Source organism: Natrialba swarupiae (genome assembly GCF_008245225.1).
GTDB classification, from domain to species: Archaea; Halobacteriota; Halobacteria; order Halobacteriales; family Natrialbaceae; genus Natrarchaeobius; species Natrarchaeobius swarupiae.
In genome coordinates this window covers 133,102-155,259 of the sequence record NZ_VTAW01000005.1, presented here as the reverse complement: position 1 = coordinate 155,259, position 22,158 = coordinate 133,102, and the positions used below count along the sequence as shown (strand labels likewise).

The following is a 22,158-nucleotide window of genomic DNA, read 5'->3' as shown; positions in this document are numbered from 1 at the left end:
TCGAGGTGGATCACTCCGCGACCGACTCGCCCTCGGGTGTGGCGGGCTGGCCGCGGTCGCCGTCCTCGAGTATCGAGCTCTTCCACGTGCCGCGGGTGAACCAGGCGGTCGCGGTGAGCGCGCCCACGAGGTCGCCGACGACGACGCCGACCCAGATGCCGGTCTCCCCCCAGCCGGCGACGAAGACGAGGTAGGCGGTGATCGGGAGCCGGACGATCCACAGCCCGAGCACGGCGAAAACCAGTGCCGTCTTCGTGTTCCCCGCGCCACGGAACGCGCCCAGGATCACCTGGAGGACGCCCATGAAGACGAACGCGAACGCGGCGATCCGCAGGTAGTCGACGCCGTGGGCGATCGTCTCCGCGCGGCCGGCTTCCTCGGCCGTCAGAAACACCGAGACGAACGGCTCCGGGAAGAGGAAAGCGACCAGGCCCGCGAGCGCCATGATCACGCCGACCACGGCCGCCCCGAGCCACGTGGCTCGCTCCGCTCGCTCGGGTCTGTCCGCACCGAGGTTCTGGCCGACGATCGAGTCCATCGCCTGGCCCATCCCCATCGCCGGCAGGAACGCAAGCGAGATCAGCCGATTGCCCAGCCCGTAGGCCGCCACGACGGCCGGCGGGAACGTCACGACGATCGCCGTCATCACGACAAGCGCGAGCGCCGTCATCGACTGCTCGATCGACGTCGGCACGCCCAGGCGTGTGATCTTGCTGACGTACTCGAGTCGCGGTTTGAGGTGTTCGGGCTGAATGTCGGGGCCGACGTCGGTGTAGTACAGCAGGTAGAAGCCGATCCCCGTCGCGACGCCCCTGGAGATAACGGTCGCGACCGCCGCACCTGCGACCTCGAGGCGGGGGATTGGACCGACGCCGAAGATCAGAAGCGGGTCGATCGCGAGGTTGATGACGACGCTGACGGCCATCACGCGCATCGGCGCGCGAGTGTTCCCGTAGCCGCGCATGAGCGAGACGAAGACGAAGAAGCCGAAGACGAACGGGAGCCCGAGGAAGAATATCCGCAGGTAGTCGGCGGCCAGCGGAACGATCGCGGCTTCCGTGTCGCCCTGTGCCGGCAGGAGCGCGAGCATCGGATCGGTCGCGACGAAGCCGACGATGCCGAGACCGATCGCGACCAGCGAGACGAACGAGAGCGTCTGTCCGGCGATCAAGCCGTCTTCACCGCTCTCGGCACCCGTGTGCTGGGCGATGAGAATTGCGCCAGCGGTCGTAAAGCCACCGCCGAGTGCGATCATCAAGAACAGAAGCGGAAACGCCAAGCTGATCGCCCCGACCGCGTCGGGCGAGAGCGCACCCAGCCAGAACGTGTCGCCGACGTTGTAGGCCACTTGCAGCAACTGAATCACGACGAGCGGCCAGGCCAGCATGAACATCGGCCGGACGAGCGATCCCTCCGTGAGATTGCTCTCGGCCGACTCCGCACCGGAGGACATATCTCAGCAGTATCACTGGACGCACTTGACATCTCGTGAGATGTGATATCACACTCGTCGAGACCCAGTTCGAACACTACGCTCGACCCTACTCGAGTCCCACCGGATCGATTCTACTCGAGGCACCCCACGTCGGTCTGTCCGACGTTCACGACCGATCGAACTCGCGGTCGGGCGGTGCCGTCGATCCATGGTCTGGACCGGGTTCGGAGCGCGGTGGTGCGTCGTCGGAGTGTGGTGGGCCGTCACCGGAGCGTGGCGCGTGACCGTTGACGTCCGACGACCGATCTCCGGGCCGCGACCGCCCGTCGGCCGCGGAGTTCTCGTCGACGGCGTCGGCGCCACCCGCGTCCGCGAACGGGTCGCACGGATCGACCGCACACGTTTCGCAGTAGACGTTCTCGCCCGATTCCAGGACGGCGATCGTCGACCCGAACAGGACGCGCCGTTTTTCGTACCGGCGGTACTATCCCCCGTCGGCGGGCTCTCCGCACTCGTCGCAGGCGACGTCCGGGGCGTCGACGCGGCCCGTCCGGACCTCCCGTTTCGTCCCGATCGTCTACACGGGGTCGCTCGAGGCCGTCGCGGCCTGCCAGCAGACGATCAACCCGACGAGAAACAGGAATCCGCCGATCCACGGGTAACCGAGAAATCCCGGCACGAACAGCACGGAGACGAGGATCCAACACCACAGCAACGCGAATCCAGCGTCGTTCGCGAGGCGGCGAAGCCCTTCCCCTGCGCTCGGACGTCGACCTGGCCGTGTCATCGCCGTGTCACTCGATACGATCGCCCCGCGAGAGATAATAGTTCCGACGACGACCTGACCGGCTCGCCCTCCCCCGTTTCGCGAGCGTACAGGGTCGAGCCGTGACGAAATCACTTTGTGCCATCGGTTCGAGAACCGACCGATGCCCTCCCTCCGTACGCTCGCCGTCAGTGGCTTCCTCGCGCTCGCGGTGTTCCCCGCCGGCGTGAGCGCCCAGGGAACGTCCGACCCTGCCCTCGAGTTCGGACTCCAGTTTCTCGTCTCGTTGACCATCTACGCGATTCTCGGCGTCGCACTGGTCGGAATCGGACCGCAGTACGCCCGCGAGACCGTCACCGAACTCCACGAGGAGCCGATTCGTGCCCTCCTGTGGGGACTGCTGGCCGGGGTCGTCGTCCCGATCGTGCTCGTGTTGTTCGCGATCACGATCATCGGGTTGATCGTCACGATCCCTGGACTGATCGTCCTCTTCTGCGTCGGCGTCGTCGGCCTCGCGGTGGCGGTCGTCTGGGTCGGTGATCTCTTGACCGGCGGCCACGGAGCGGTCGGTGCCGGGACGGCACTGGTCGGTGCCCTCGTCCTCGCCATTCTCTCCGCGATACCCGTCCTCGGCGAATTGGTCACGACGATCGTCGGCTACCTCGGGATCGGCGTGGTCACGAGACGGCTCTATCGCTCCTGGAGCGGGTGAGTCGACAGCTGACGATCACTACGGAAAAGCCGTTCAGTCCGCGACCGCCTCTCCGGCCTCAGCCTCGAGCGTCGGCCGCTGGATCCAGAGATCGCCGAACAGTTCGTCTTGCTCGAGTTCGATCCGGCCGCGGTGGGCGAGAAAGAGCAACGCGAGGTAGGTCATCACGCGCGAGCCGCCGACCTCCTCGATCTCGGCGTACAGCACTTCGGCGCGTCCGTTCTCGTACTGTTCTTCGAGCGCGGCGTCGACGCGGTCGATGACGGTCTCGATGTCCGCCTCGTGAGTCGCGTGTGTGACGTCGTCGCTCGTCGGCTCGTCGTCGACGCGGAACTCGTCTTCGGCGTGGTAGGACAGCTCCTGGACGCCACGGTCGTACCCCCGCGGCGAGTCGCTCGTGTCGTAGCTCCGGGACTCCTTCCACCAGGTGCCCCGTTCGGCGTTCCTGAGCTCGCGGACCAGCTCGTCGAGCGTCTCGGGTTTCCCGCGGGCGTGTTTGCGCTCGAGTCGCCGTTCCATCTCCGCCTCGAGGTTCTCGACGGGGTCGAACCCTGGCGGGTGGTCTCCGTCTTCACCACTGTCCATCGGTCCACCCGCGTCGTCGGCGAACGGTGCCTCCCACGGCGGCAGTTCCTCCTCCTCGGGTTCGTCGGGCGCGAACAGTTCGTCGCTTTTCATCCGCAGGAGCACGCTCGCGTAGAACAGCGCCCGTCCCGAGGTCCGCAGGTCTGCGTCGTCTAGCGCCTCGAGGAACTTGTCGGTGACCTGCACGACGTCGATATCCCACGGATCGATCTCGCCGTCTTTCGCGAGTTGGACGAGGAGTTCGACGGGTTCGACCTCCTCGTCGCCGTCGTCGGAATCGTCACCTGCGTCGGCTGTGTCGTCGTCCGAATCGCCGCCGACGTCGCCCTCCGAGAACTCGAGGACGGTGCCGTCGTCGTTCGACGGCTCGGAGTCACTCGACGGACGTTCCCGGTCTCCGTGGCCGACGATGTTCAGCGGGATGTCGTCGTCGCCGCCATCGGTTCGGACCTCACGATAGAACTCCTCGTGGCTCGCCTCGCTCTCTCGCGGGTCGTCACTGCGCTCCTCCCCGCTCACGGGTCGCTTTGCTCCCCGCTCGCGTTTCCGCGGCGCGTTGCGCCGCGCTCCGGTCGACTGTTCGGAGTCGCTTCGCGACTCGTTGCTCGCGGCGTTGCCGCTCGCTTTCTTGGAGGACCCCGTCGTCGCCTTCGGCTCCTCGGGCCCCTCGCTGTCTCGCGGGTCGCTTCGCTCCCCGCTCGAGTTTCCGGAGCCGCGTGGCGGCTCCCTAGTCATCAGCCGGCACCTCCTCACTACTCAGATCGATGCCGGTGACCGCGCTCACGTTGTCCTGTTGCATCGTCACTCCGATCGCCCGCTGGGAGCGCTCGAGCATCGCCGAGCGGTGGGAGACGACGACGAACTGGGCCTGATCGGCCAGTTCCTCGACCATCTCGCCGATCCGTTCGGCGTTGACGGCATCGAGGAAGGCGTCGACCTCGTCTAACGCGTAGAACGGCGCGGGGTTGTGTCGCTGGATCGCGAAGATAAAGGCGAGAGCAGTCAGGGACTTCTCCCCGCCGGACATCGCATCCAGACGCTGGATCGGCTTGTCGCCCGGCTGGGCTTTCATCGTCAGCCCGCCCTCGAACGGATCGTCGTCGTCCTCGAGATGGAGGGTTCCGGTCCCCTCCGAGAGCTTCTCGAATATCTCCGTGAAGTGTGCCGAGATCGCGTCGTAGGCGTCCATGAACGTCCGTTTCTTCTGGGACTCGTAGCGCTCGATCCGGTCGCGAATGCCGTCGGCCTCCTCGACTAAGGTGTCGCGTCCCTCCTCGAGATCGTCGAGATCGGAGTGTACCTCGTCGTACTCGTCGATCGCGAGCATGTTCACCGGCTCCAGTGTCTCCATGTCCGCCTCGAGCAACTCGATCATCTCGAGGACGGTGTCGTGGTCCGGCACGTCTTCGGGGTCGTACTCGCCGACCTCGCCCTCGAGACTCTCGATCTCCCACTCGAGGTCGGAGACGCGCGTGCGTTTGTCCTCGAGTTTGCTCTCGACGGCGTTTACCCGGTCCTGTTGCTGGTCACGGGCCGTCCTCGCGTCCGCGAGTTCGTCTTTCAGCTCGCTTCGGTCGGCTTTCAACTCGGTGAGTTCCTCCTCGAGATCCGCGACGGCCTCGCGTTTTTCCTCGAGGAGGTCGCGTTTGTCGTCGATAGCCTTCTCGCAGTCGTCGATCCGTTCTTCGTGTTCTGCCACCCGGTTTTGGGCGGTCTCGATGTCGTCGTGGAGGTCCTCGATCGCGTCTTCGGCGTACTCCTTCTCGAGGCCCAGTTCGTTCAACGTCCCGTCGATCTCGTCGATCCGGCCCTCGCGCTCGTCGATTTCGGCCTCGAGGTCGTCGATTTCGGCGGTGAGTTCGGGAATCTTCGAGTCGGCCAGTTCTGCCTCGAGATCGTCGATGTCGGCCTCGATCTCTTCGATCTCGGCCGTCTGCTCTTCGATCGCGGTCGAAATCTCGTTCATCCGCTCGTCGACCGACTCGCGTTCCTCGCGTTTCTCTTCGAGGTCGGCCTCGAGGCTCTCGATCTCCGTTTCGATCGATCCGCGCCGATCGTCGAGTTTCTCGATCTCGGCTTCGATCGAGCGAACCTCGTCGGCGGCGTCGGTCTTCCGGTCGCGGGCGTCGTCGAGGCGCTCCTCGACGCCTCGGAGCTCCTCGCGTAGCGAGTCGCGTTCGTCCTGGAGTTCGGTGATCTGTTTCGCGACGCGTTCGAGTTGGCCCTCACCGCCGCCGGTGAACGAATAGCGCGACCCGCCGCCGGAGCCGCCGGTCATCGCGCCGCTTTTCTCGACCAGGTCGCCGTCTAGGGTGACCATCCGGTACTCTCCCATGTACGCTCGAGCGGTCTCTACGTCCTCGACGACCAACGTATCGCCGAGAACGTACGAGAAGATCCCCGAGTACTCCGGGTCGAACTCGACCAGATCGTACGCGAAGCCGACGACGCCCGGGTCGGTCGGCGCGTTCGGCAGCCCTCGCTCGCGCATGTCGGTCAGCGGGAGAAAGGTTGCCCGGCCGGCGTTACGGGATTTGAGGTGTTCGATACACTGCTGGCCGATGACGTCGTCGTCGACGACGACGTTCGCGAGTCGACCGCCTGCGGCAGTTTCACAGGCGACCGCGTACTCGCCGGAGACGGTGCCCAACTGGGCGACCGCCCCGTGGACGCCGTCGATCCCCGAGTTGAGTATCGTCGTCACCGCACGGCCGAACGAGGAGTCGCCGCTCTCGCTGGCGTTTGCTTCGAGTTCGGCGTACTCCTGTTGTTTCGCCTGGAGCTCGTCGTCGATCTCGTCGAGGTCTCCCTGGAGGCCGCGCTTTTCGCCTTTCAAATCCTCGACGACGCTCGCGATGCTCTCGCGGTTCTTCTCTGCTTTCTCGAGTTCGCGTTCTAAGTCACCGCGTTGGCTCTCGAGTTCCGGAATCTCCTCGCGGCGGTTCTCGATCGTCTGTTCGTTCTCGCTGATGGCGTTCGAGCGACGGCGGGCTTCGTCGAGCAGGCGGTCCTGTTCGCGCTGGAGGTCGTTCTTCTCGGTTTTGGCCTCCTCGAGGTCCGCCTTGCGGTCGGCGAGATCCGCTTTGAGTTCGTCGAACTCGGTGTCGACGGAGTCGATCTCGGCTTCGAGTTCCTCGCGTTTCGTCTCGCGTTCGGCGATCTCGGTCTTGATGGAGGCTTTCTCGAGTTTGTGTTCGCGGATCTCGTCCTCGAGGTCGGTGATCTCCTCTTGTTTGCGATCGATCTGGACGAACGCCTCGCGGCGGTTCGACTCGGCTTCCTCGATCTGTTCCTCGCTGGCCTCGATCCGGTCCTCGAGCCGGGAGATGTCGCCTTTGATCTCCTCGATCTCGCTTTTGATCCGGAGCTGTTCGTCCTCGCCTTTTCGCTCGATTTCGGCGTTTAAATCCTCGAGGTCCTCCTGGAGGCGGACGAGCGTGCCCTGGCGCTCGTCGAGTTCCCGTTGCAGATCCTCGAGGTCGTCTTCGAGGCTCTCGACGCGGCCTTCGGCGGCCTCGAGTTCCTCTCGTTTCTCCTCGAGTTCGCTGGCCTTTTTGTACCCCTCGTACTCGGCTTTCTCGTCGCGAAGCCGGCGATACCGGAGGGCAATCCGACGCTCGTCTTCGAGTTGGCCGAGGCGGTCGCGTTTCTCCCCGATTCGGAGTTCGGCCTCGTCGATGCGCTCCTCGACGACCTCGAGTTCCTCGAATGCGTCCTCTTTTTTGGCGTCGAACTCGGCGACGCCGGCGATTTCGTCGATGATCCCCCGACGGGCGTGGGGCGTCATGTTGATGATCTCGGTGACGTCGCCCTGCATGACGACGTTGTACCCCTCGGGCGTGACGCCCGCTTGCGCGAGCAGGTTCTGAATGTCAGAGAGGTTCACCGAGCGGTCGTTCAGGTAGTAATAAGAGTAGTAGTTGTCCTCGGTCTCTTTGACCCGCCGGCGGATGCGAATCTCGTCGACGTCGCCGATCTCCTCGCTGCCGGCGGCGTTGACGACCTGCGAGCGGGTGAGCGTCTCGTCGTCGTTGTCGAGGACGACCTCGACGGTTGCCTCGCGTGGGCCACCGCTTCGCTCGCCGTCCTCGTGACCGGGGTTGTAGATGAGGTCAGTCAGTTTCTCTGCGCGGATACCGCGGGTGCGGGCGAGTCCGAGCGCAAAGAGGACGGCGTCGATGATGTTCGACTTGCCGGAGCCGTTCGGGCCGGTGACGACCGTAAAGTCCTCGTAGAACGGAATCTTCGTCTTCCGGCCGAAGCTCTTGAAGTTGTCCAGAACGACTGCTTTGATGTACATTTCCTCCTCGAGACCTCCGTCGGAACGCTCACGGCGGTTCGTCCGTCACGCGGTGATTCGTCGGCCGTGTGAGCGTCCGCGACCGGCAGTTCGCCGGTCACGCACCCCACAGCCGAGCATGCGGTTACGCGACAATTATGTCGTCGCTACCTGAGTCTTCCGCTTCGTCACCGGGTACTCCGTCGTCGGCGTCGGCCGTCGCGGCCGCGACGTCGTCGGGTTCGGCCTCGGGTGTAGACTCGTCGTCCGACTCCGCCGATTCGCTGTCTCGTCGGTCCGGGACGCGGGTCGGCGTCTCGGTATCGAGCTCTGCCTCGAGAACGCGGATGCGTTCTTTCGCTTCGATGAGCTCGTTCGTCAGACCGTCTACCGTCGACTCGAGTTCCGCAACCGTTGATTCGAGCTGCTCGACGCGGTTGTTCGACATATTCCCTAGGGGCGTACCCTGACACATAAACGTACGTCAGACACAGCTAGTCGTGCTGGCAATAACGAGGACGTTCCTGTCGACGGCGTAGTAACGATGTGGACGTTCTCGGCGGCAGCCGTTAGCGCTGTCGCGTCCGTCTCCTCGGCGAACCTGCGGAAGCGCGTGGCCCGGCACGGAGAGTGGGTCGGGTGGCGTTAACATGTACACATCCGCCTATTTGCAGTGTGAATCTGTACCATAGGTATGGCGAACGAGCCACAGGACGGTGCAATCTGACTATGACGACTGATCCAACCGCAGGTTCGACGGAAGGGGGTATGGACAGACGAACGGTGATGAAAGCAGTCGGTGGCACTGCGCTTGCCGTTGCGCTCGCGGGCTGTAGTGACCTCCTTCAGGAGGAGGACGATCCGATCGAGGACGCCGAGGTTCCCGACGAGCCGATCGAGGCGGGTCTCCAGACCTTCCTCGAGGGAGCGCCGGCGGTTCTCGGCGTGCAAGCCCAGTACGGTGCCGAAACCGCCGTTCGGCGGATCAACGACAACGGCGGGATCGCGGACCGCCAGGTCGAACTCGAGGTCGTCGAGGAAGGAGAAGAAGCGCTGGAGAACTACCAGCAGTTCGTCGACGACGGCATGGACGTCACGTTCGGCCCGATCTCGAGTGGGAACCACGAGGCGATGGTGCCGGAGATCAACGACCAGGGGGTGATCAACGTCGCGACCGACGGGACGGTGACGACGCTGTACGAGGAGGACCACCCGCCCGAGGACAACCAGTACTCGTTCCGGTTCCAGAACCACGACGTGATGGAGGCGCTGGCCGCAGCGATCGAGGCGGTCGAACTACTCGGCGAAGACGAGATAGATACGTACGCGGGGATCAACCCGGGCTACGCCTTCGGGTTCGACGAACAGGAGATCTTCGCCGCCGGTATCGAGCAGTTGACCGGTGCGGAGCTGGTGTACGAGGGCTTTCCGGACCTCGGGACCGACGACATGTCGACACACATCGAGGAGGTCAACAGCGAGGAGCCGGACGTGTTGTTCTCGAGTTGCTGGGGTGGCGACGCGACGCTCCTGCTCGAACAGGGCCACGGTGCCGGGATGTTCGACAACGTGGAGCTACTGGTCGGTCCGGTGTTGTATGGATCGGCGAACGACCTGAGCGAGGACCTCACGGACGGACCGATTCGGGCCGGCTCGCGGAACTTCTACTGGGACCAGCCGGACACGGAGCGCTGGAGTCCCGGCGATGAACTGGTCGCGGAGGTACAGGACGAGTACGGCGTCCTACCGACGGCCCACTTCATGAGCGGCTACGGCGCGGTGACCGCGTGGGCGACCGCGGCCGAGAAAGCCGTCAGGCTGCTCGGTCGCTGGCCCGACCAGGAGGAACTCGCCGAGGTACTCACCAATCACGGCTTCTTCACGCCGGCGGGCTACCACACCATCGGCCCGGACCACCAGGGATACTCGAACGCCCACTTCGGCGAACTCGCGTGGTCCGGCGAGTACGACGCCGCAGTCATCGAGGACGTCAACGTCTACGCGGCCAAGAACGTCTCGCCGCCGCAGGGTCAGACCTCCCTGGACTGGATCGAGAGCTGGTGATCGTGACGCATGATCGAATCGTTCGTCACCCACACGCTCAACGGGCTCTACTACGGGTTCATCCTGTTTATGATCGCGTCGGGGCTGACGATCATCTTCGGCGTGCTGGGGGTCCTCAACCTCGCTCACGGCGAACTCTACGCGCTCGGTGCGTTCGTGACGTTCACGATCGTCGGCTACCTGACCGGGCTCGTCGCGAGCCCAACCGGCCCGGTCTCGGCGCTCGTCTTCGCGGTGGTCGTCTTGCTCGGCTCGCTCGCGGCCGCCGCCGTCCTCCTGCCGGTCGGGGCGATCGTCGAATCGGTGTTCGTGCGGCCGATCTACGAGCGGGCAGAGGTCTATCAGCTCCTGTTGACCTACGCGTTGCTGTTGATCTTCATCGACGTGATGAAGTTCGGCTGGGGGGCGACGCCGGTCGACCCCGGCGTCTACAGTACGCTCAATCAGGTTCCGACGACGGAGCTGGTCGGATTCGGCTACCCCAGCTACAACGTCATCGTGATGGTCGTCGGGCTCGCCGTGTTTCTCTGGCTCGTCTGGTTTTTCGATCGGTCGAAGACGGGCCGAATCGTCCGTGCGACCGCGATCAACCGCGATATGGCGACCGCGATCGGCGTCAGCACGGACCGCACGTTCACGCTCGTCTTCGCGATGGGCGCGTTCTTCGCGGGCTTCGGCGGCGCGATGGTCTCGATCGGCCCCGGCACCGCCTTCCTCGAGATGGGGCTGGACCCTCTGGTGCTGTCGTTCGTCGTCATCGTCATCGGCGGTCTCGGGAGTCTGAAGGGAGCGTTCGTCGGCGCGTTGCTCGTGGGCGTCATCAGCCGGTGGGCGATCTGGCAGTATCCGCCCGTCGAGTTGGCCGCGCCGTTCGCGGTGATGCTCGCGATCCTGTTGGTCAAACCGGAAGGGCTGTTCGGAACGTGGGGTGAGATCGAATGAGTCGCTTCCCGCTGGTCGAGGACCGCGACGGTCAGACCGTGGTTCGGATTCCGCTGACGCGCGGGCTCGGCCTGACGCCGCTCCAGACGGTGTTCGCGTTCCTCGGTCTCGTGGGTCTGTTTGCCCTTCCCTTCCTGGCCGGTCTCGTCGGCCTCTCCTGGGAACGACTGTTCCGGGGGATCCTGTTCGGCCTCGCGGCCGTCGGTCTCAATCTGTTGTTGCGCCACACCGAACTCGTCTCGTTCGGCCACGCCGCCTTCTTCGGCGGCGGCGCGTACGGCGTCGCCGTGCTGGCCGCCCACTACAACGTCTCCGAGGGGCTGTTGTTGCTCCTCGGGGCGGTGATCGTCGGCACGACGCTCGCCGTCGTCATCGGTTACTTCGTCGCTGGCTACGTCGACATCTACTTCGCCCTGCTGACGCTCGCGTTCAACCAGGTACTCTTCGCCACCGTCTTCCGGAGCGGCTTCTTCAACTACAACGACGGCCTCCAGGTCCGGATCGGTGGCGACAGACCCACATTGTTCTTCCTCGAGTGGACGACGCTCGGCTACGATCTCGTTCTCTACTACACGACGATCGTGCTCATGCTCGTCATGCTGTTGGCGATGTGGAAGCTGATCAACTCGCCGTTCGGCCGGGCGCTCGACGCGATCGGACAGGATCGCACGCGAGCGCGATTCATCGGTATTCCCGTCGAGAAGTACGTCTGGCTCTCGTTTACCATCTCCGGGCTGTACGGCGCGTTCGCCGGCGGCGTCTACGCCTTGCTTCGGCTTCACGTCCAGCCCGAGCCGACGCTGTACGTCTTCGTCTCCGGCGAGATCCTGTTCATGGCAATCCTCGGCGGCTTCACGACGCTCGTCGGGCCGCTGATCGGCGGCATCATCCTCGTCTACCTGCTCGAGGCCGCCCGGTTCTGGGTCGAGTACTACCACGCGCTGACCGGCCTCGTCTTGCTGGCGATCGTCTTCTTCATGCCGAAGGGGATCGTCGGCTCGCTCCCGGATTTCAACGCCTGGGTCGCCGGCAGAGTTCGGGAGCCGGGACGGTTACAGGAGGACGTCCGCAGCGCCACAGCGGCCGTTCGAGAGGGCGTCGACCGCGCTACGACGACGGTTCGAATCATCGTATTCGGGGTGAAATGAGATGCTCGAAGCACGCGAGTTACGAAAGGAGTTCGGCGAACTGCGCGCCACCGACGACGTCTCGGTTCGGTTCGGCAAAACGGAGGGCGAACGGGTCTTCATCGTCGGCCCGAACGGTGCTGGTAAGACCACGCTCGTGAACCTCTTGACCGGGCTGCTCGAGCCCGATCGGGGCGAAGTCGTCGTCCACCGCGAGCAGAACGGTTCGACGGTCGAACGTGACATCACCGAAATGGCTCCCGAGAAGCGGGTCAAAGCCGGGCTAGTCAGAAGCTTCCAGATCGTCCACGTCTTCGAGGAGATGACGGTCAGGGAGAACGTCCGCACCGCAGCACTCTCTCGTCACGAGAAGACGCTGAGCATGCGCTCTCGCGATGACGGACACGGAGACGTCGAACGAGACGTCGACGACCTCTTGGCGGACTTTCGCCTCGAGGGGATCGAAGGCGAGATCGCCGAGACGCTCCCCCACGGCGATCGGAAGCTGCTCGACGTCGCGATGTCGTTCGCGCTCGATCCGGAGTACCTGTTGCTCGACGAGCCGACGTCGGGGGTGGCCACCCAGGAGAAAGAGTACGTGATCGAGACGATCGTCGAGGCCAGCGAAGCCGAGAGCGTCACGACGGTCACTATCGAACACGACATGGATCTCGTCAAGGAGTACGCAGACCGGCTCGTCGTGCTCCACGACGGACAGGTTTTCAGGGAGGGCGATCCCGACCTGCTCGAGACCGATCCCGACCTCCGGCGGGTCCTCCTGGGGGTGGACGAATGACGTCCGATCCCCTCCTCGAGGTGTCGAATCTCTCGGCGTTAGTCGAGGGGTTCGAGGTGACCCACGGTATCGATCTCGAGGTTCGCGAGGGCGAGGCGGTCGCACTGGTCGGACGAAACGGTGCGGGCAAGACGTCGACGTTTCGCTCGATCATGGGTCTGACGCCCGTCGCGAACGGGTCGGTCCGGTTCAAAGGGGAGGAACTGATCGACCGCCGTGCGGAACTGATTCCGAAACGCGGCATCGGCTACCAGCCGGAAAACCGTGACCTCTTTACGGGGATGACCGTCGAGGAGAACTTCCGGCTCCCGATCTGGACCTCCGGCGACGCCCGCGACATCGAGGACGAGGAGGCCGTCGTCGAGGACGTCTTCGACCTCTTTACCGAACTCGAGAACCGACGTAACGCCGAAGTGCAGAACTTGAGCGGCGGGCAAGGGAAGATGACTGCGATCGGGCGTGCGCTGGCGCTTCAGCCGGATCTACTCTTGCTCGACGAACCGCTCGAGGGACTGGCCCCCGTCGTCGTCGAGAACCTCAAACGCTACATTCGGGAGATCATCGACAGGGAGATCTCGGTGTTGGTTGCGGAGTCGAACGCGAGTCACGTCCCCGAAATCGTCGACCGGATGTACGTGATCGAACGCGGCGAGATCGTCGATAGCGGTGATCCCGAGGTACTCGCCGAGAACGAGGAGATTCAGCTACTGATGCAAGGCGGCGGTGAGTAACGCGGTCGCCGATGAAAAACGAAAATCACGTACTCCGCGGTTCGACCGCGGTGGATGCCGTTTGCGCCGCGTTTCGGCCGGTAATCGCGACGACGACCATCGAGAGACCGGTCGCGAGGAGGCCGACACCGACGAGAACGCCGATCGCCCAGGCCGCGTCGGCGGGAAATCCAAACCAGAGGAGGCCGGCGAGGACGAGTGAGAGCAGTCCGCTGACTGCGACCGACGTTCGGCCGGGCTGGTCGTCCATTCGCATCGCCATCCACAGTTCGGCGACGGCGTCGACCAACAGATACGCGATCGCCAGAGCCGTGAGGGTCACGAGTCCGATCACCGGGTTCACGAGCAAGATTACCCCTGCGACGACCGAGACGACGCCGAGGGCGACCTGCCAGAGCGATCCGCTCCACCCGCGTGCGGCAAACGCGTGTGCGCCGTGGACGATCCCGCCGAGGATGAGGAGGATGCCGAGGCCGATCGTTACCGAGAGACCCGTTACCAGCGGAAACGCGACTGCGAGGAGGCCGATGAGGCCAACCACGCCGCCAGCGATTGCGAGGGTCCGCCATCCACGCTCGAGGGAGTAGCCGTACGATTCGTCGGTTGCTGTAACTGCGTTCATAAGAACACCGGTAACACATACGGTCTGTCAATGCATAAACCTATTTTGCGAATTTATAGTAGGTCTGACCGATTGATCGGTCCAAAACATCGGGAACAACGTGGTGAAACCCGAATCAGGATTATGAACGGTCAGGAATCCACCGTCAGTTCCCAGCCGCGTTCCGTCCGACGAACGATTCCCTCGTCGGCCATCCGCTCGAGTAGTTCGGCGACGACCTCGCGAGAGGCACCGATGTCTCCGCTGAGTTCGCCGACGGACTTTGGCTCCGATCGGACGCTCGCCAGGAGATCCGCGTAGATTCGACTCTCCGGCCCAGCGCCGACCGTCTCGGAGATGTCGTCCAGGACGTCACAGAGTCGTCCCTGGACCCACCGCTGGGCGAGTGAGAGTTCGTTTTCGAGCTGTTCTAAGTCCTCGAGTGCGCGTAACAGGTCGTCGAGTTCGCCCGCGTTGTCCCAGGAGACGTCGAGCGAGAGGTGTCGACAGGTGGTGATGTCGAAGCTACTGTTTTCGGGGTAAGCGCTCTTGCTCGCGAATCCGTACGGGGAGACGTTGACCTCGAGTCGAACGTTTCGAGCGATATGAAAGTACTTCCGACGCTGATCGTCGACCCGGCTCTCGACGAGACCCGCCTCCTCGAGCTTTCGAAGGTGCTCGATTACCGCCTTGGGACTCACGCCAAGATAGTCGGAAATTTCGGTCACATAACAGGGTTTTCGGGCGAGCAGTCGAAGGATCCGTCTGCGGTTTTCGTTTCCCAGTAAATCCAGCAACGCGGCGGAGTCCATCGAGCGAGCGTATGGTGTCGGCGCTGAAAAGGGTGTCTGCTCGAGCGAAGTCGATCGGTCGGAACACACTACGTGTCGTCGGATCCGAGGTCGGGACCCTGTCCCTCGTTTCCGCCGGATTGGTCCGGCGGACCGGCATCGTCGGCTGGGCTCGAGTCGGTACCGGTGGCGGCCGAACTCGAGCCATCGCCCGACCGATTGGCCGGGTGGTCGTCGTCGCTCTCGGCGACGGCGGCGTCGAGGTCGATCTCAGTCGCTGCGGCGTTCTCGTCCTGCGCTGGTGGTGTCCAGTTTCCGTCCCCGTCGAGAACCGAGTCGTTCTGACCGGGTACCGTCCAGTTTCCGTCCTCGTCGAGAGCCGAGTCGTTCTGACCGGGTACCGTCCAGTTCCCGTCCTCGTCGAGAGCCGGTGGACCACCGTCGAACTGTTCGAGGCCGGCGATTCCGCGCGCCTCGGCCGCAACCGCCGAGCCCGAGAGATCGGACGCGTTCGATCGGAGATCGTCGAGGCGATCCCGGTCGACACCCGTTTCGTTCGCTCGCGGAATGGTTCGCTCGAGTGAGCGCTCGAGGGCGACGATTCCGATCGCGAGTTTCGCCGATCGCGCCCGGTACTCACCGGTGGAGACGTTCTCGTCGACTTCTTCGAGTAGCTCTCGCTCGGCTTCGAGCGCCTCGAGTTGTGTCTCGAGAGCGGCCGTACGATCGTCGACGAGCGCCGCTCGCTTATCGTCGTCGGCGTTCTCGTATTTCGTCTCGAACAGCCCGGATTCGACCGAACTTTCCGCGTCAGCGGCGCTCGATTGCATGAACGACGAGACGGTGAGGTTTCCGCCGGATTGAGTGCTCTCGTTCGATTGCGCGTCGAGGGACGGGGTCGTGACATCTCCGGCGGCGGCTGGTGCGGCCGTCAGCCCGAACATCACGGCGATCGTGAGGAAGACGACCAGCCGAGTGGATCTCATCGACGATACGTCCACCCGAACGACGTAAAAAGAGCGAGAGTCGTTCGAACCGTTTACGCGAACGTGACGACAAACGAGCGTATTCAAAAGCGTTTATACTCCGCTCTCTCCTTTTCACTCACACTATAAATTTAAGAAATATTTAACTAGGTCGGGACCGTCACCGGTCGATCGACCGTTAAAACCGACCGTACCCTCCGTCAAGAGATCTAACGAACGACATGAATAGTCGACTCGAGTGGCAGATCAGGTACTAATCTGGTCGACGAGTTTCAAGACAAGTACATTGATAGCGATACTGTTTAAATCTATCCACAAATAGTTATCCCGCGCCAGACCATGTGTCTAGTTAGCATGTTCGAGGTGTTCTCCGGAAGCTACTATCTCGGACGGTTGTACGTGACTCCCACCGACGGAGAGTGTGCGGTCATGCACCGAGCGCAACACGAACGCATCAACCAAGAAGTGTATGCGACCGGCGACGGCGTCGAACGGCTCGATGCACCGCTCGTGATGAAACTCGAGTCCACACACTTCCCGGTTCACGGCGACGAGGCCGTTCCGTCGAACACGCTCGCCATCCCGGAGTCGATGCTCGAGGGGACGCGGATCCGGAACCCGCCCTCGCTACGGGAGGTGTTTCTCGCCCGTCGAGAGCGTGCCCGACAGCTACTCGAGTTCGCCGGGGGATAGCAGCCGGCCGGAGACGATTCGTCTCACGTCGACGACGGGACCGCGGGCTAACGCGTGGCGTTCGGGGCCCGAGCCGGGAGAACGTCACGACCCCCGAAGGCCCCACACGAGAGACCGGCGCGATCGGACTCCGTCTACGTTCGAGCCGGGTGACGGGCGATGCTCCGCAGGACGGGGACGGCTTCGCTCGCTCCCCGGAACCTAAAAGTAGCTCCGCTTCGCGTCTTCGCCCGGATGTTCGACGTCGACGAGTTGCTCGGACGCGCATCGCTCAGAGAGCGCATCGACGAACTTGAGGATGAAAACGAGCGACTGCGAAAGCGCTACGAGGCCGAGTCCGACCGCCGTGCGGAGGCAACGACGGCGAGACAGGACGCCGAAGAGCGGATCAATCGTCTCGAAGACCGGATCGCACAACTGGAAGGGGAACTCGACCAGGCCGGGGAGGACGACCGCGGCCTCGAGTTTCGACGTCGCGACCGGATCGGTGGGACGGAACTCGCCGGTGTCGTCGATCGACTCTCGTCGTTTCGAACCGAACCAGAAGGTGCGCTGACGGCCACGCTCGGCGGCGACGAGCCGATTCGTGACCTCGATCTCGATCTGGAGGGTCGTCTCGGCGAGCGCATCGCCCTTCTGGAGGACGCCACGCCGTGTCTGTACTGCGCCGACGACGCTGGCCTCGTCTCGGTCGCCCTGAAACCGCCGGTCGAGCCGACGATCGAATCGGGTTGGGACGATCGGTTCTCCCTCGAGCGCGAGTGGTTCCTGCCGACCGGACGCCACGTCCTGGCGCTCGTCCGAGCCGACCTGTTCGCACTGGGCGTCTACGACGGCGACGACCGAATCGAGTACCGGGGCTTCGAGAGCGACGTCAAGGGCAGTCACTCGAAAGGTGGATTCTCGCAGGCCCGGTTCGAGCGAATCCGTGACGACCAGATCGACGACCACCTCGATCGCTGTCGGGAGACCCTCGCGGAGTACGTCGCGGAGCCCTCGGCCGAGGAACCGCTGTATCTGGTCGGCCAACGCGGCGTCCTCGAGACGCTCGTCGACGAGTCGGGCCTCGAACCCGACGCAACCGCCGCCGTCGACGCGACCGGCGATCCGAACTCCGCCCTCGAGGACGCCGTGGATTCGTTCTGGACGACGGATCTGCTGGTTCTGTGATCCAGACGGAAACGTCGTCGGTCATGTAAGCTGTAAGGCGACGAGTGGGTCGTCAGTCGTGTGAGGCAGACGAGGGGTTTGGCCGGATTTGCTGGTTCTTTATGATCGCTCCGTCTGTACCGAGGGGTATGCGCGTTGCAATTTTGGCCCACGAACAGTTTCCCGACCGTGCCAAGACGGCCCTCGGCGTCCTCCGGTACGCAGACCACGACGTCGTCGCGGTCCTCGACCGCGATAATCCGGGGGAGCAGGTCTCGTCGTTCGTTCCGGATGTCCAGGATGCGCCGATCGTCACCGGGATGGACGACCTCGAGCCCGACGAGGTCGAGACACTCCTGATCGGTATCGCGCCCATCGGCGGCGGCCTCGAGGAAAGCTGGCGCGCGGACGTCCGGACGGCCCTCGAGTACGGCTGTGACGTCGTCTCTGGCCTCCACTACTTCCTCTCCGAGGACGAGGAGTTCGCCCGGTTGGCCGCGGAGAACGGCTGTGAACTGCGGGACGTGCGTCGGCCGCCGGACGATCTGACGGTAAGCGACGGCGTCGCTGGCGACGTCGACGCCGAGGTCATCCTGACCGTCGGCACCGACTGCTCGGTCGGCAAGATGACGACGACGATGGAGCTGGCTCGCGACGCTCGCGAGGCGGGGTACGACGCCGCGGTGATCCCGACTGGACAGACGGGGATTATGATCGAGGGGTGGGGGAATCCGGTCGATCGGGTCGTTAGTGACTTCACCGCGGGTGCCGTCGAGGAGATGATCGTAGAGAGAGGCGACGAGTACGACTACCTCTTCGTCGAGGGTCAGGGGAGTATCGTCCACCCAGCGTACTCGGCGGTCACCTGTGGTATCCTCCACGGCGCGATGCCCGATCGGCTTGTCCTCTGTCACGACGCTGGCCGCGAGGCGATCCACGGCTACGAGTCGTTCCCACTGCCGTCGATCCCGAGTTACGTCGACCTTTACGAGAGCCTCGCCGCGCCGGTCAGCGAGGCGTCCGTCGTCGCCGGCGCGCTCAACACCGCCGGGCTCGACGACGACGCGGCTCGAGACGCCCTCGAAGAGTACGCCGCCGAACTCGACGCGCCCGCGACGGACGTGATCCGATTCGGAACCGACGACCTGCTCGAGGTCCTGCTATGAGTCTCGAGACCACGTTCAAGCGACGGTCACTCCCACTCGACCGTCCGTTTACCATCTCGCGGGGAACGACGACCGAGACCGAGATCGTCACCGTCGAGATCGTAGACGAGGATGGGACGGTCGGTCTCGGTGCCGCCGCACCGGCCTCACACTACGGCGAGACCGCTGCGACGGTCGAGGCAGTCCTCCCCGACCTGCTCGAGGTGGTCGAAGACGTCGGCGATCCCCACCAGCTCGCGCGGATCGAACGCCGGATGCGCGAGCGAGTGAATCGAAACCCGTCGGCGCGGACGGCGGTCAGCACCGCGTTACACGATCTCGTGACGAAACGCCTCGAGATCCCGCTGTACCGGTACTGGGGGCTTGATCCGGCGGAAACGCTCGAGACGTCGTTTACGATTGGACTCGACGACACCGAGACGATGCGGGAGAAAACCGAAGCGGCCGTCGATGCGGGGTACGGAACGCTGAAGGTCAAACTCGGCACCGACCGCGACGTCGAGATCGTTCGAGCGATCCGAGAGACAGCGCCCGACGCCCGACTGTTCGTCGACGCGAACGAAGCGTGGACGCCCCGCGAGGCAGTCGAGACGATCGATCGCCTCGCCGAGTTCGACCTCGCGTTCGTCGAACAGCCCGTCCCGGCCGAGAATCCCGACGGGTTGCGATTCGTCTACGAGCGCTCGCCGGTTCCGATCGCGGCCGATGAATCCTGCGTAACTGTCGCGGACATCCCGCGGATCGCAGACCGCTGTGACGTCGCGAACCTGAAGCTGATGAAGTGTGGCGGCCTCCGGGAGGCACGGCGGATGATCCACGCCGCCCGCGCACACGGTCTCGAGGTGATGCTTGGCTGTATGCTCGAGTCGAACGCCTCGATCGCCCCGGCCTGTCATCTTGCGCCGACGCTCGATTACGCCGACCTCGACGGCGCGCTCTTGCTCGCCGACGACCCAGCCGAGGGAGTCGGGACGCCCGATGGCCGGATCGATCTCGACGCGCTGGATCGACCGGGAACCGGTGCCGTCCTCGAGTAATCGGACGAGAACCGTCGATCAGGGCTCCTTCGCCGGGTTCTCGAGTCGCTCGGCCCCGACCCGGCCCCCGTCGCACTCGAGGGCGAAGCCGAACGTTCGGAGGCAGTCGGGTGCACGCCCCGGCCCGTGAATCAGGACTTCGACCAGATCGTCCGGTTCGTCGACGTCGGTCCCGAGTCTGAACGAGTCGACCTCCTCGAGCGATACGCCCGCCTTGCGAGCGATTTCGCAGTGATCGAGATACGACGTTCCGTGGTAGTCGACCCGAAACTCGGGGGTGCGAACGACGAGTGCGTTCGTTCCACCGCCCCGACCCGGTGCGATCGCGACGTCCGCGTCGGTCGCGAACAGCGACTCGAGTGCGGCCGGGGTCGCGAGCGCGAGGTCGGCCATGACGACGGCGATGGGGTCACCGCCTCGATCGGGGAGTCGAGCGTCGACCGCGTCCGTCAGCGCACGGTCGTCGATCTCGACCGAAACCGACGACGGAACCGACTCGAGTTCGCCGTCGAACGACAGCGGCGAAGTCGAGACGACCGTCGGCTCGTGGCCCGCCGCGTCGATCGCCGCCAGAACGTCCGCGAGCATCGCTCGAGCGAACCGGAGGCGCTCTGAACGCGTGAGTACGCCCTCGAGGCGGGTTTTTGGTGTTTCGGCGGCGAACGGGACGACGACCTGCATCTCGGCGGGGGTTACCCGTACGCGCTCAAAAGAGCGTCGGCTCGCGTCGGAAAACGTGTTCGTTATCGATACCGCACGGTCGAAGACGGGTCTGAAACAGCACACCACAGCGACCGCAGCATCGTGTCCCCCGACACGAACGCGACCACAAGTTCGCAGCGTCGTACGATTGCTGTACCGGTATACCGCCGCATCCGGAGATCGGGTCCAGGGCGTGGCAGTACTGGCTGATAGGGATCATCGTCGCCAACCGACAGTTTCGCCCCCGTCTGTCGTGGCTGTCTCTCGATTCGTCACAGGAAACCGATGAACGTCTCCGATAATCTCTATAACAGCAGGCCGTATCAGAACAGCGGCTCGAGTTCGTCCTCGTCGTCTTCGACGAGTTCTTCCAGGTTCTCCTCGCTTTCGGCCTGGATATCCTCGATGTTGTCCTGTGCTTCGATTGCGACCTGCTGGAGGCGCTTGATCCGCGGGACGTTCGTCACGCCCGAGAGCAAGATCGCCGCCGCGACCTCCGGTTCGCCACGGGGGTAGTCCCCGCCACGAACCTCCATGCTCCCGGTTTCTTCTTCGAGCCACTTTCGTCCGCGCTCAATTCCTTTCCGATTCAAATACTCCGACGGCCCGGCGAGGACGAGCAGCGCGCGTTCGGTTCCCTCGATCTCACACGGTAACGTGAGCCGGCCGAGTGCGGCCTTTCGAACGAGGCTCGTAATTCGGTTGGTCGTGTTCGCAGCGTCCAGATCGTCGTCACCCCCATCGTCGGCCGTAAACCGCGACAGGAGACCACCACCATTCGTGAGTTCGACGCCCTCGCTCGCGTAGCCGACGGTGGAGACGCCACCACCCGAGAGCGTGTTGATGATCTCGGAGGAGTCGACGACGCTCTCGGCGACCTCCTGGTCGCCGGTTACCTCACCCGCGCCGAAGAGGATGCCGAACCGACGGACGATCTCCTCGTTGATCTGCTCGTAGCCACCCTCGACGGATTCGCCGGTCTGTCGCCAGGAGTCGTTGTCGAAGACGAGCAGGTTGTCGACCTCGCGGACGAACGTCTGGAACGAGCGGGCGGCGTTGAGCGTGTAGATACCCCCTTCGTCCGTTCCGGGAAGAACGCCGAGTCCGTAGACGGGAATCGTATAGATTCGCTTCAGATGTTTCGCGAGCACCGGCGCGCCACCGGAGCCCGTTCCGCCACCCATCCCGGCGACGATCAGAAACGCGTCGACCTCGTGGGTCGGGATCTGATCGATCGCGTTCTGGACCTCGTCGATGTCCTCCTCGGCGATTTCCGCGCCGAGCTCGTTGTCCGCACCAACACCGTGGCCCTTCACGCGAGCCTGGCCGATCAGTACACGATTGTCCTGCGGGATACGCTCGAGACCCATCAGGTCTGCTTTCGCGGAGTTGACCGCGATCGCAGCCCGGACGATCCCGCTGTTCGTTCGATCGTCGTAATCGAGAAATCGATCGACGATCTTGCCACCGGCCTGTCCGAATCCGATCATCGCCAGCTTCATTGTTTGTCAGGGGGCTCCGTTGGATTGGAACAGTGCGATTAAGACTATAAGTCTTTTGATGATGTGAATTTCTCGCATAATTCCATATTACCCG

General features: G+C 64.0%; 20 protein-coding genes. 11 read left to right on the top strand and 9 right to left on the bottom strand.

Features of this window, described 5'->3' with window-relative positions; translation table 11 throughout:
* Nucleotides 1-10 precede the first annotated feature (10 nt).
* Nucleotides 11-1,453 carry an MATE family efflux transporter gene (locus FYC77_RS06390; RefSeq protein ID WP_149080666.1) on the bottom strand — a complete coding sequence of 481 codons (1,443 nt, stop codon included), beginning with the start codon at nucleotides 1,451-1,453 and terminating at the stop codon, nucleotides 11-13.
* A 262-nt stretch (nucleotides 1,454-1,715) separates the two neighbouring features.
* Here FYC77_RS06390 and FYC77_RS06385 point away from each other — a divergent pair, with 262 nt between their 5' ends.
* On the top strand, nucleotides 1,716-2,327 hold the full coding sequence (locus FYC77_RS06385) for a hypothetical protein (RefSeq protein ID WP_149080665.1): 612 nt from the start codon (nucleotides 1,716-1,718) through the stop codon (nucleotides 2,325-2,327).
* A 37-nt stretch (nucleotides 2,328-2,364) separates the two neighbouring features.
* Nucleotides 2,365-2,913: a hypothetical protein gene (locus tag FYC77_RS06380; protein WP_149080664.1), complete on the top strand. Its 549-nt coding sequence runs from the start codon at nucleotides 2,365-2,367 to the stop codon at nucleotides 2,911-2,913.
* 33 nt (nucleotides 2,914-2,946) lie between these two features.
* On the opposite strand, the gene FYC77_RS06375 is transcribed toward FYC77_RS06380, so the two are convergent.
* The 3 genes from FYC77_RS06375 to FYC77_RS06365 all read right to left on the bottom strand — a co-directional run bounded on the left by FYC77_RS06375 (nucleotide 2,947) and on the right by FYC77_RS06365 (nucleotide 8,225).
* The gene (locus tag FYC77_RS06375; RefSeq protein ID WP_202911783.1) at nucleotides 2,947-4,233 is read right to left on the bottom strand and encodes a segregation and condensation protein A; all 1,287 of its coding nucleotides are present in this window, start codon (nucleotides 4,231-4,233) and stop codon (nucleotides 2,947-2,949) included.
* Nucleotides 4,226-7,798, bottom strand: coding sequence for a chromosome segregation protein SMC (gene smc / locus FYC77_RS06370; protein WP_149080663.1), 3,573 nt, complete (start codon nucleotides 7,796-7,798; stop codon nucleotides 4,226-4,228). The genes FYC77_RS06375 and smc overlap by 8 nt, the downstream gene beginning before the upstream one ends.
* Nucleotides 7,799-7,922: 124 nt before the next feature.
* Nucleotides 7,923-8,225 carry a DUF7518 family protein gene (locus tag FYC77_RS06365; protein WP_149080662.1) on the bottom strand — a complete coding sequence of 101 codons (303 nt, stop codon included), beginning with the start codon at nucleotides 8,223-8,225 and terminating at the stop codon, nucleotides 7,923-7,925.
* A gap of 281 nt (nucleotides 8,226-8,506) precedes the next feature.
* Here FYC77_RS06365 and FYC77_RS06360 point away from each other — a divergent pair, with 281 nt between their 5' ends.
* The 5 genes from FYC77_RS06360 to FYC77_RS06340 are packed head-to-tail and all read left to right on the top strand — an operon-like array spanning nucleotide 8,507 to nucleotide 13,437.
* Nucleotides 8,507-9,841 carry a substrate-binding domain-containing protein gene (locus tag FYC77_RS06360; protein WP_238386800.1) on the top strand — a complete coding sequence of 445 codons (1,335 nt, stop codon included), beginning with the start codon at nucleotides 8,507-8,509 and terminating at the stop codon, nucleotides 9,839-9,841.
* A 9-nt stretch (nucleotides 9,842-9,850) separates the two neighbouring features.
* Nucleotides 9,851-10,783 (top strand): branched-chain amino acid ABC transporter permease, encoded by a 933-nt coding sequence (locus FYC77_RS06355; protein ID WP_149080661.1) that lies wholly within the window; start codon nucleotides 9,851-9,853, stop codon nucleotides 10,781-10,783.
* Entirely contained in the window at nucleotides 10,780-11,931 is a 1,152-nt protein-coding gene (locus FYC77_RS06350; RefSeq protein ID WP_149080660.1) for a branched-chain amino acid ABC transporter permease, read from the top strand. Before FYC77_RS06355 ends, FYC77_RS06350 begins: the two co-directional genes overlap by 4 nt.
* A 1-nt stretch (nucleotide 11,932) precedes the next feature.
* Complete coding sequence (locus tag FYC77_RS06345) at nucleotides 11,933-12,706, top strand: ABC transporter ATP-binding protein (RefSeq protein WP_149080659.1); 774 nt, start codon at nucleotides 11,933-11,935, stop codon at nucleotides 12,704-12,706.
* Nucleotides 12,703-13,437, top strand: a complete 735-nt coding sequence (locus FYC77_RS06340; protein WP_149080658.1) for an ABC transporter ATP-binding protein — start codon at nucleotides 12,703-12,705, stop codon at nucleotides 13,435-13,437. The genes FYC77_RS06345 and FYC77_RS06340 overlap by 4 nt, the downstream gene beginning before the upstream one ends.
* 25 nt (nucleotides 13,438-13,462) lie before the next feature.
* Here the strand turns inward: FYC77_RS06340 and FYC77_RS06335 are convergent, their stop codons facing one another.
* The 3 genes from FYC77_RS06335 to FYC77_RS06325 form a co-directional block, all read right to left on the bottom strand.
* Entirely contained in the window at nucleotides 13,463-14,059 is a 597-nt protein-coding gene (locus FYC77_RS06335; protein WP_149080657.1) for an HdeD family acid-resistance protein, read from the bottom strand.
* Nucleotides 14,060-14,190: 131 nt separating this feature from the next.
* Nucleotides 14,191-14,850, bottom strand: a complete 660-nt coding sequence (locus FYC77_RS06330; RefSeq protein WP_149080656.1) for a metalloregulator ArsR/SmtB family transcription factor — start codon at nucleotides 14,848-14,850, stop codon at nucleotides 14,191-14,193.
* A gap of 68 nt (nucleotides 14,851-14,918) precedes the next feature.
* A complete protein-coding gene (locus FYC77_RS06325; protein ID WP_149080655.1) occupies nucleotides 14,919-15,815 on the bottom strand; it encodes a hypothetical protein in 897 nt (298 codons plus the stop codon).
* A 354-nt stretch (nucleotides 15,816-16,169) separates the two neighbouring features.
* Here FYC77_RS06325 and FYC77_RS06320 point away from each other — a divergent pair, with 354 nt between their 5' ends.
* The 4 genes from FYC77_RS06320 (at nucleotide 16,170) to FYC77_RS06305 (ending at nucleotide 19,860) form a co-directional block, all read left to right on the top strand.
* A complete protein-coding gene (locus FYC77_RS06320) occupies nucleotides 16,170-16,508 on the top strand; it encodes a DUF5802 family protein (RefSeq protein ID WP_149080654.1) in 339 nt (112 codons plus the stop codon).
* A gap of 234 nt (nucleotides 16,509-16,742) precedes the next feature.
* A complete protein-coding gene (locus FYC77_RS06315; RefSeq protein WP_149080678.1) occupies nucleotides 16,743-17,678 on the top strand; it encodes a Vms1/Ankzf1 family peptidyl-tRNA hydrolase in 936 nt (311 codons plus the stop codon).
* A gap of 128 nt (nucleotides 17,679-17,806) precedes the next feature.
* The gene (locus FYC77_RS06310) at nucleotides 17,807-18,823 is read left to right on the top strand and encodes a DUF1611 domain-containing protein (RefSeq protein ID WP_149080653.1); all 1,017 of its coding nucleotides are present in this window, start codon (nucleotides 17,807-17,809) and stop codon (nucleotides 18,821-18,823) included.
* Nucleotides 18,820-19,860 carry a dipeptide epimerase gene (locus tag FYC77_RS06305; protein ID WP_149080652.1) on the top strand — a complete coding sequence of 347 codons (1,041 nt, stop codon included), beginning with the start codon at nucleotides 18,820-18,822 and terminating at the stop codon, nucleotides 19,858-19,860. Before FYC77_RS06310 ends, FYC77_RS06305 begins: the two co-directional genes overlap by 4 nt.
* Before the next feature lie 18 nt (nucleotides 19,861-19,878).
* Here FYC77_RS06305 and cofC read toward each other — a convergent pair whose 3' ends face one another.
* Together cofC and FYC77_RS06295 are read right to left on the bottom strand one after the other, a co-directional pair.
* Complete coding sequence (gene cofC / locus FYC77_RS06300) at nucleotides 19,879-20,541, bottom strand: 2-phospho-L-lactate guanylyltransferase (RefSeq protein ID WP_149080651.1); 663 nt, start codon at nucleotides 20,539-20,541, stop codon at nucleotides 19,879-19,881.
* A 344-nt stretch (nucleotides 20,542-20,885) separates the two neighbouring features.
* Entirely contained in the window at nucleotides 20,886-22,064 is a 1,179-nt protein-coding gene (locus FYC77_RS06295) for a tubulin/FtsZ family protein (protein WP_149080650.1), read from the bottom strand.
* Nucleotides 22,065-22,158: the final 94 nt, after the last annotated feature.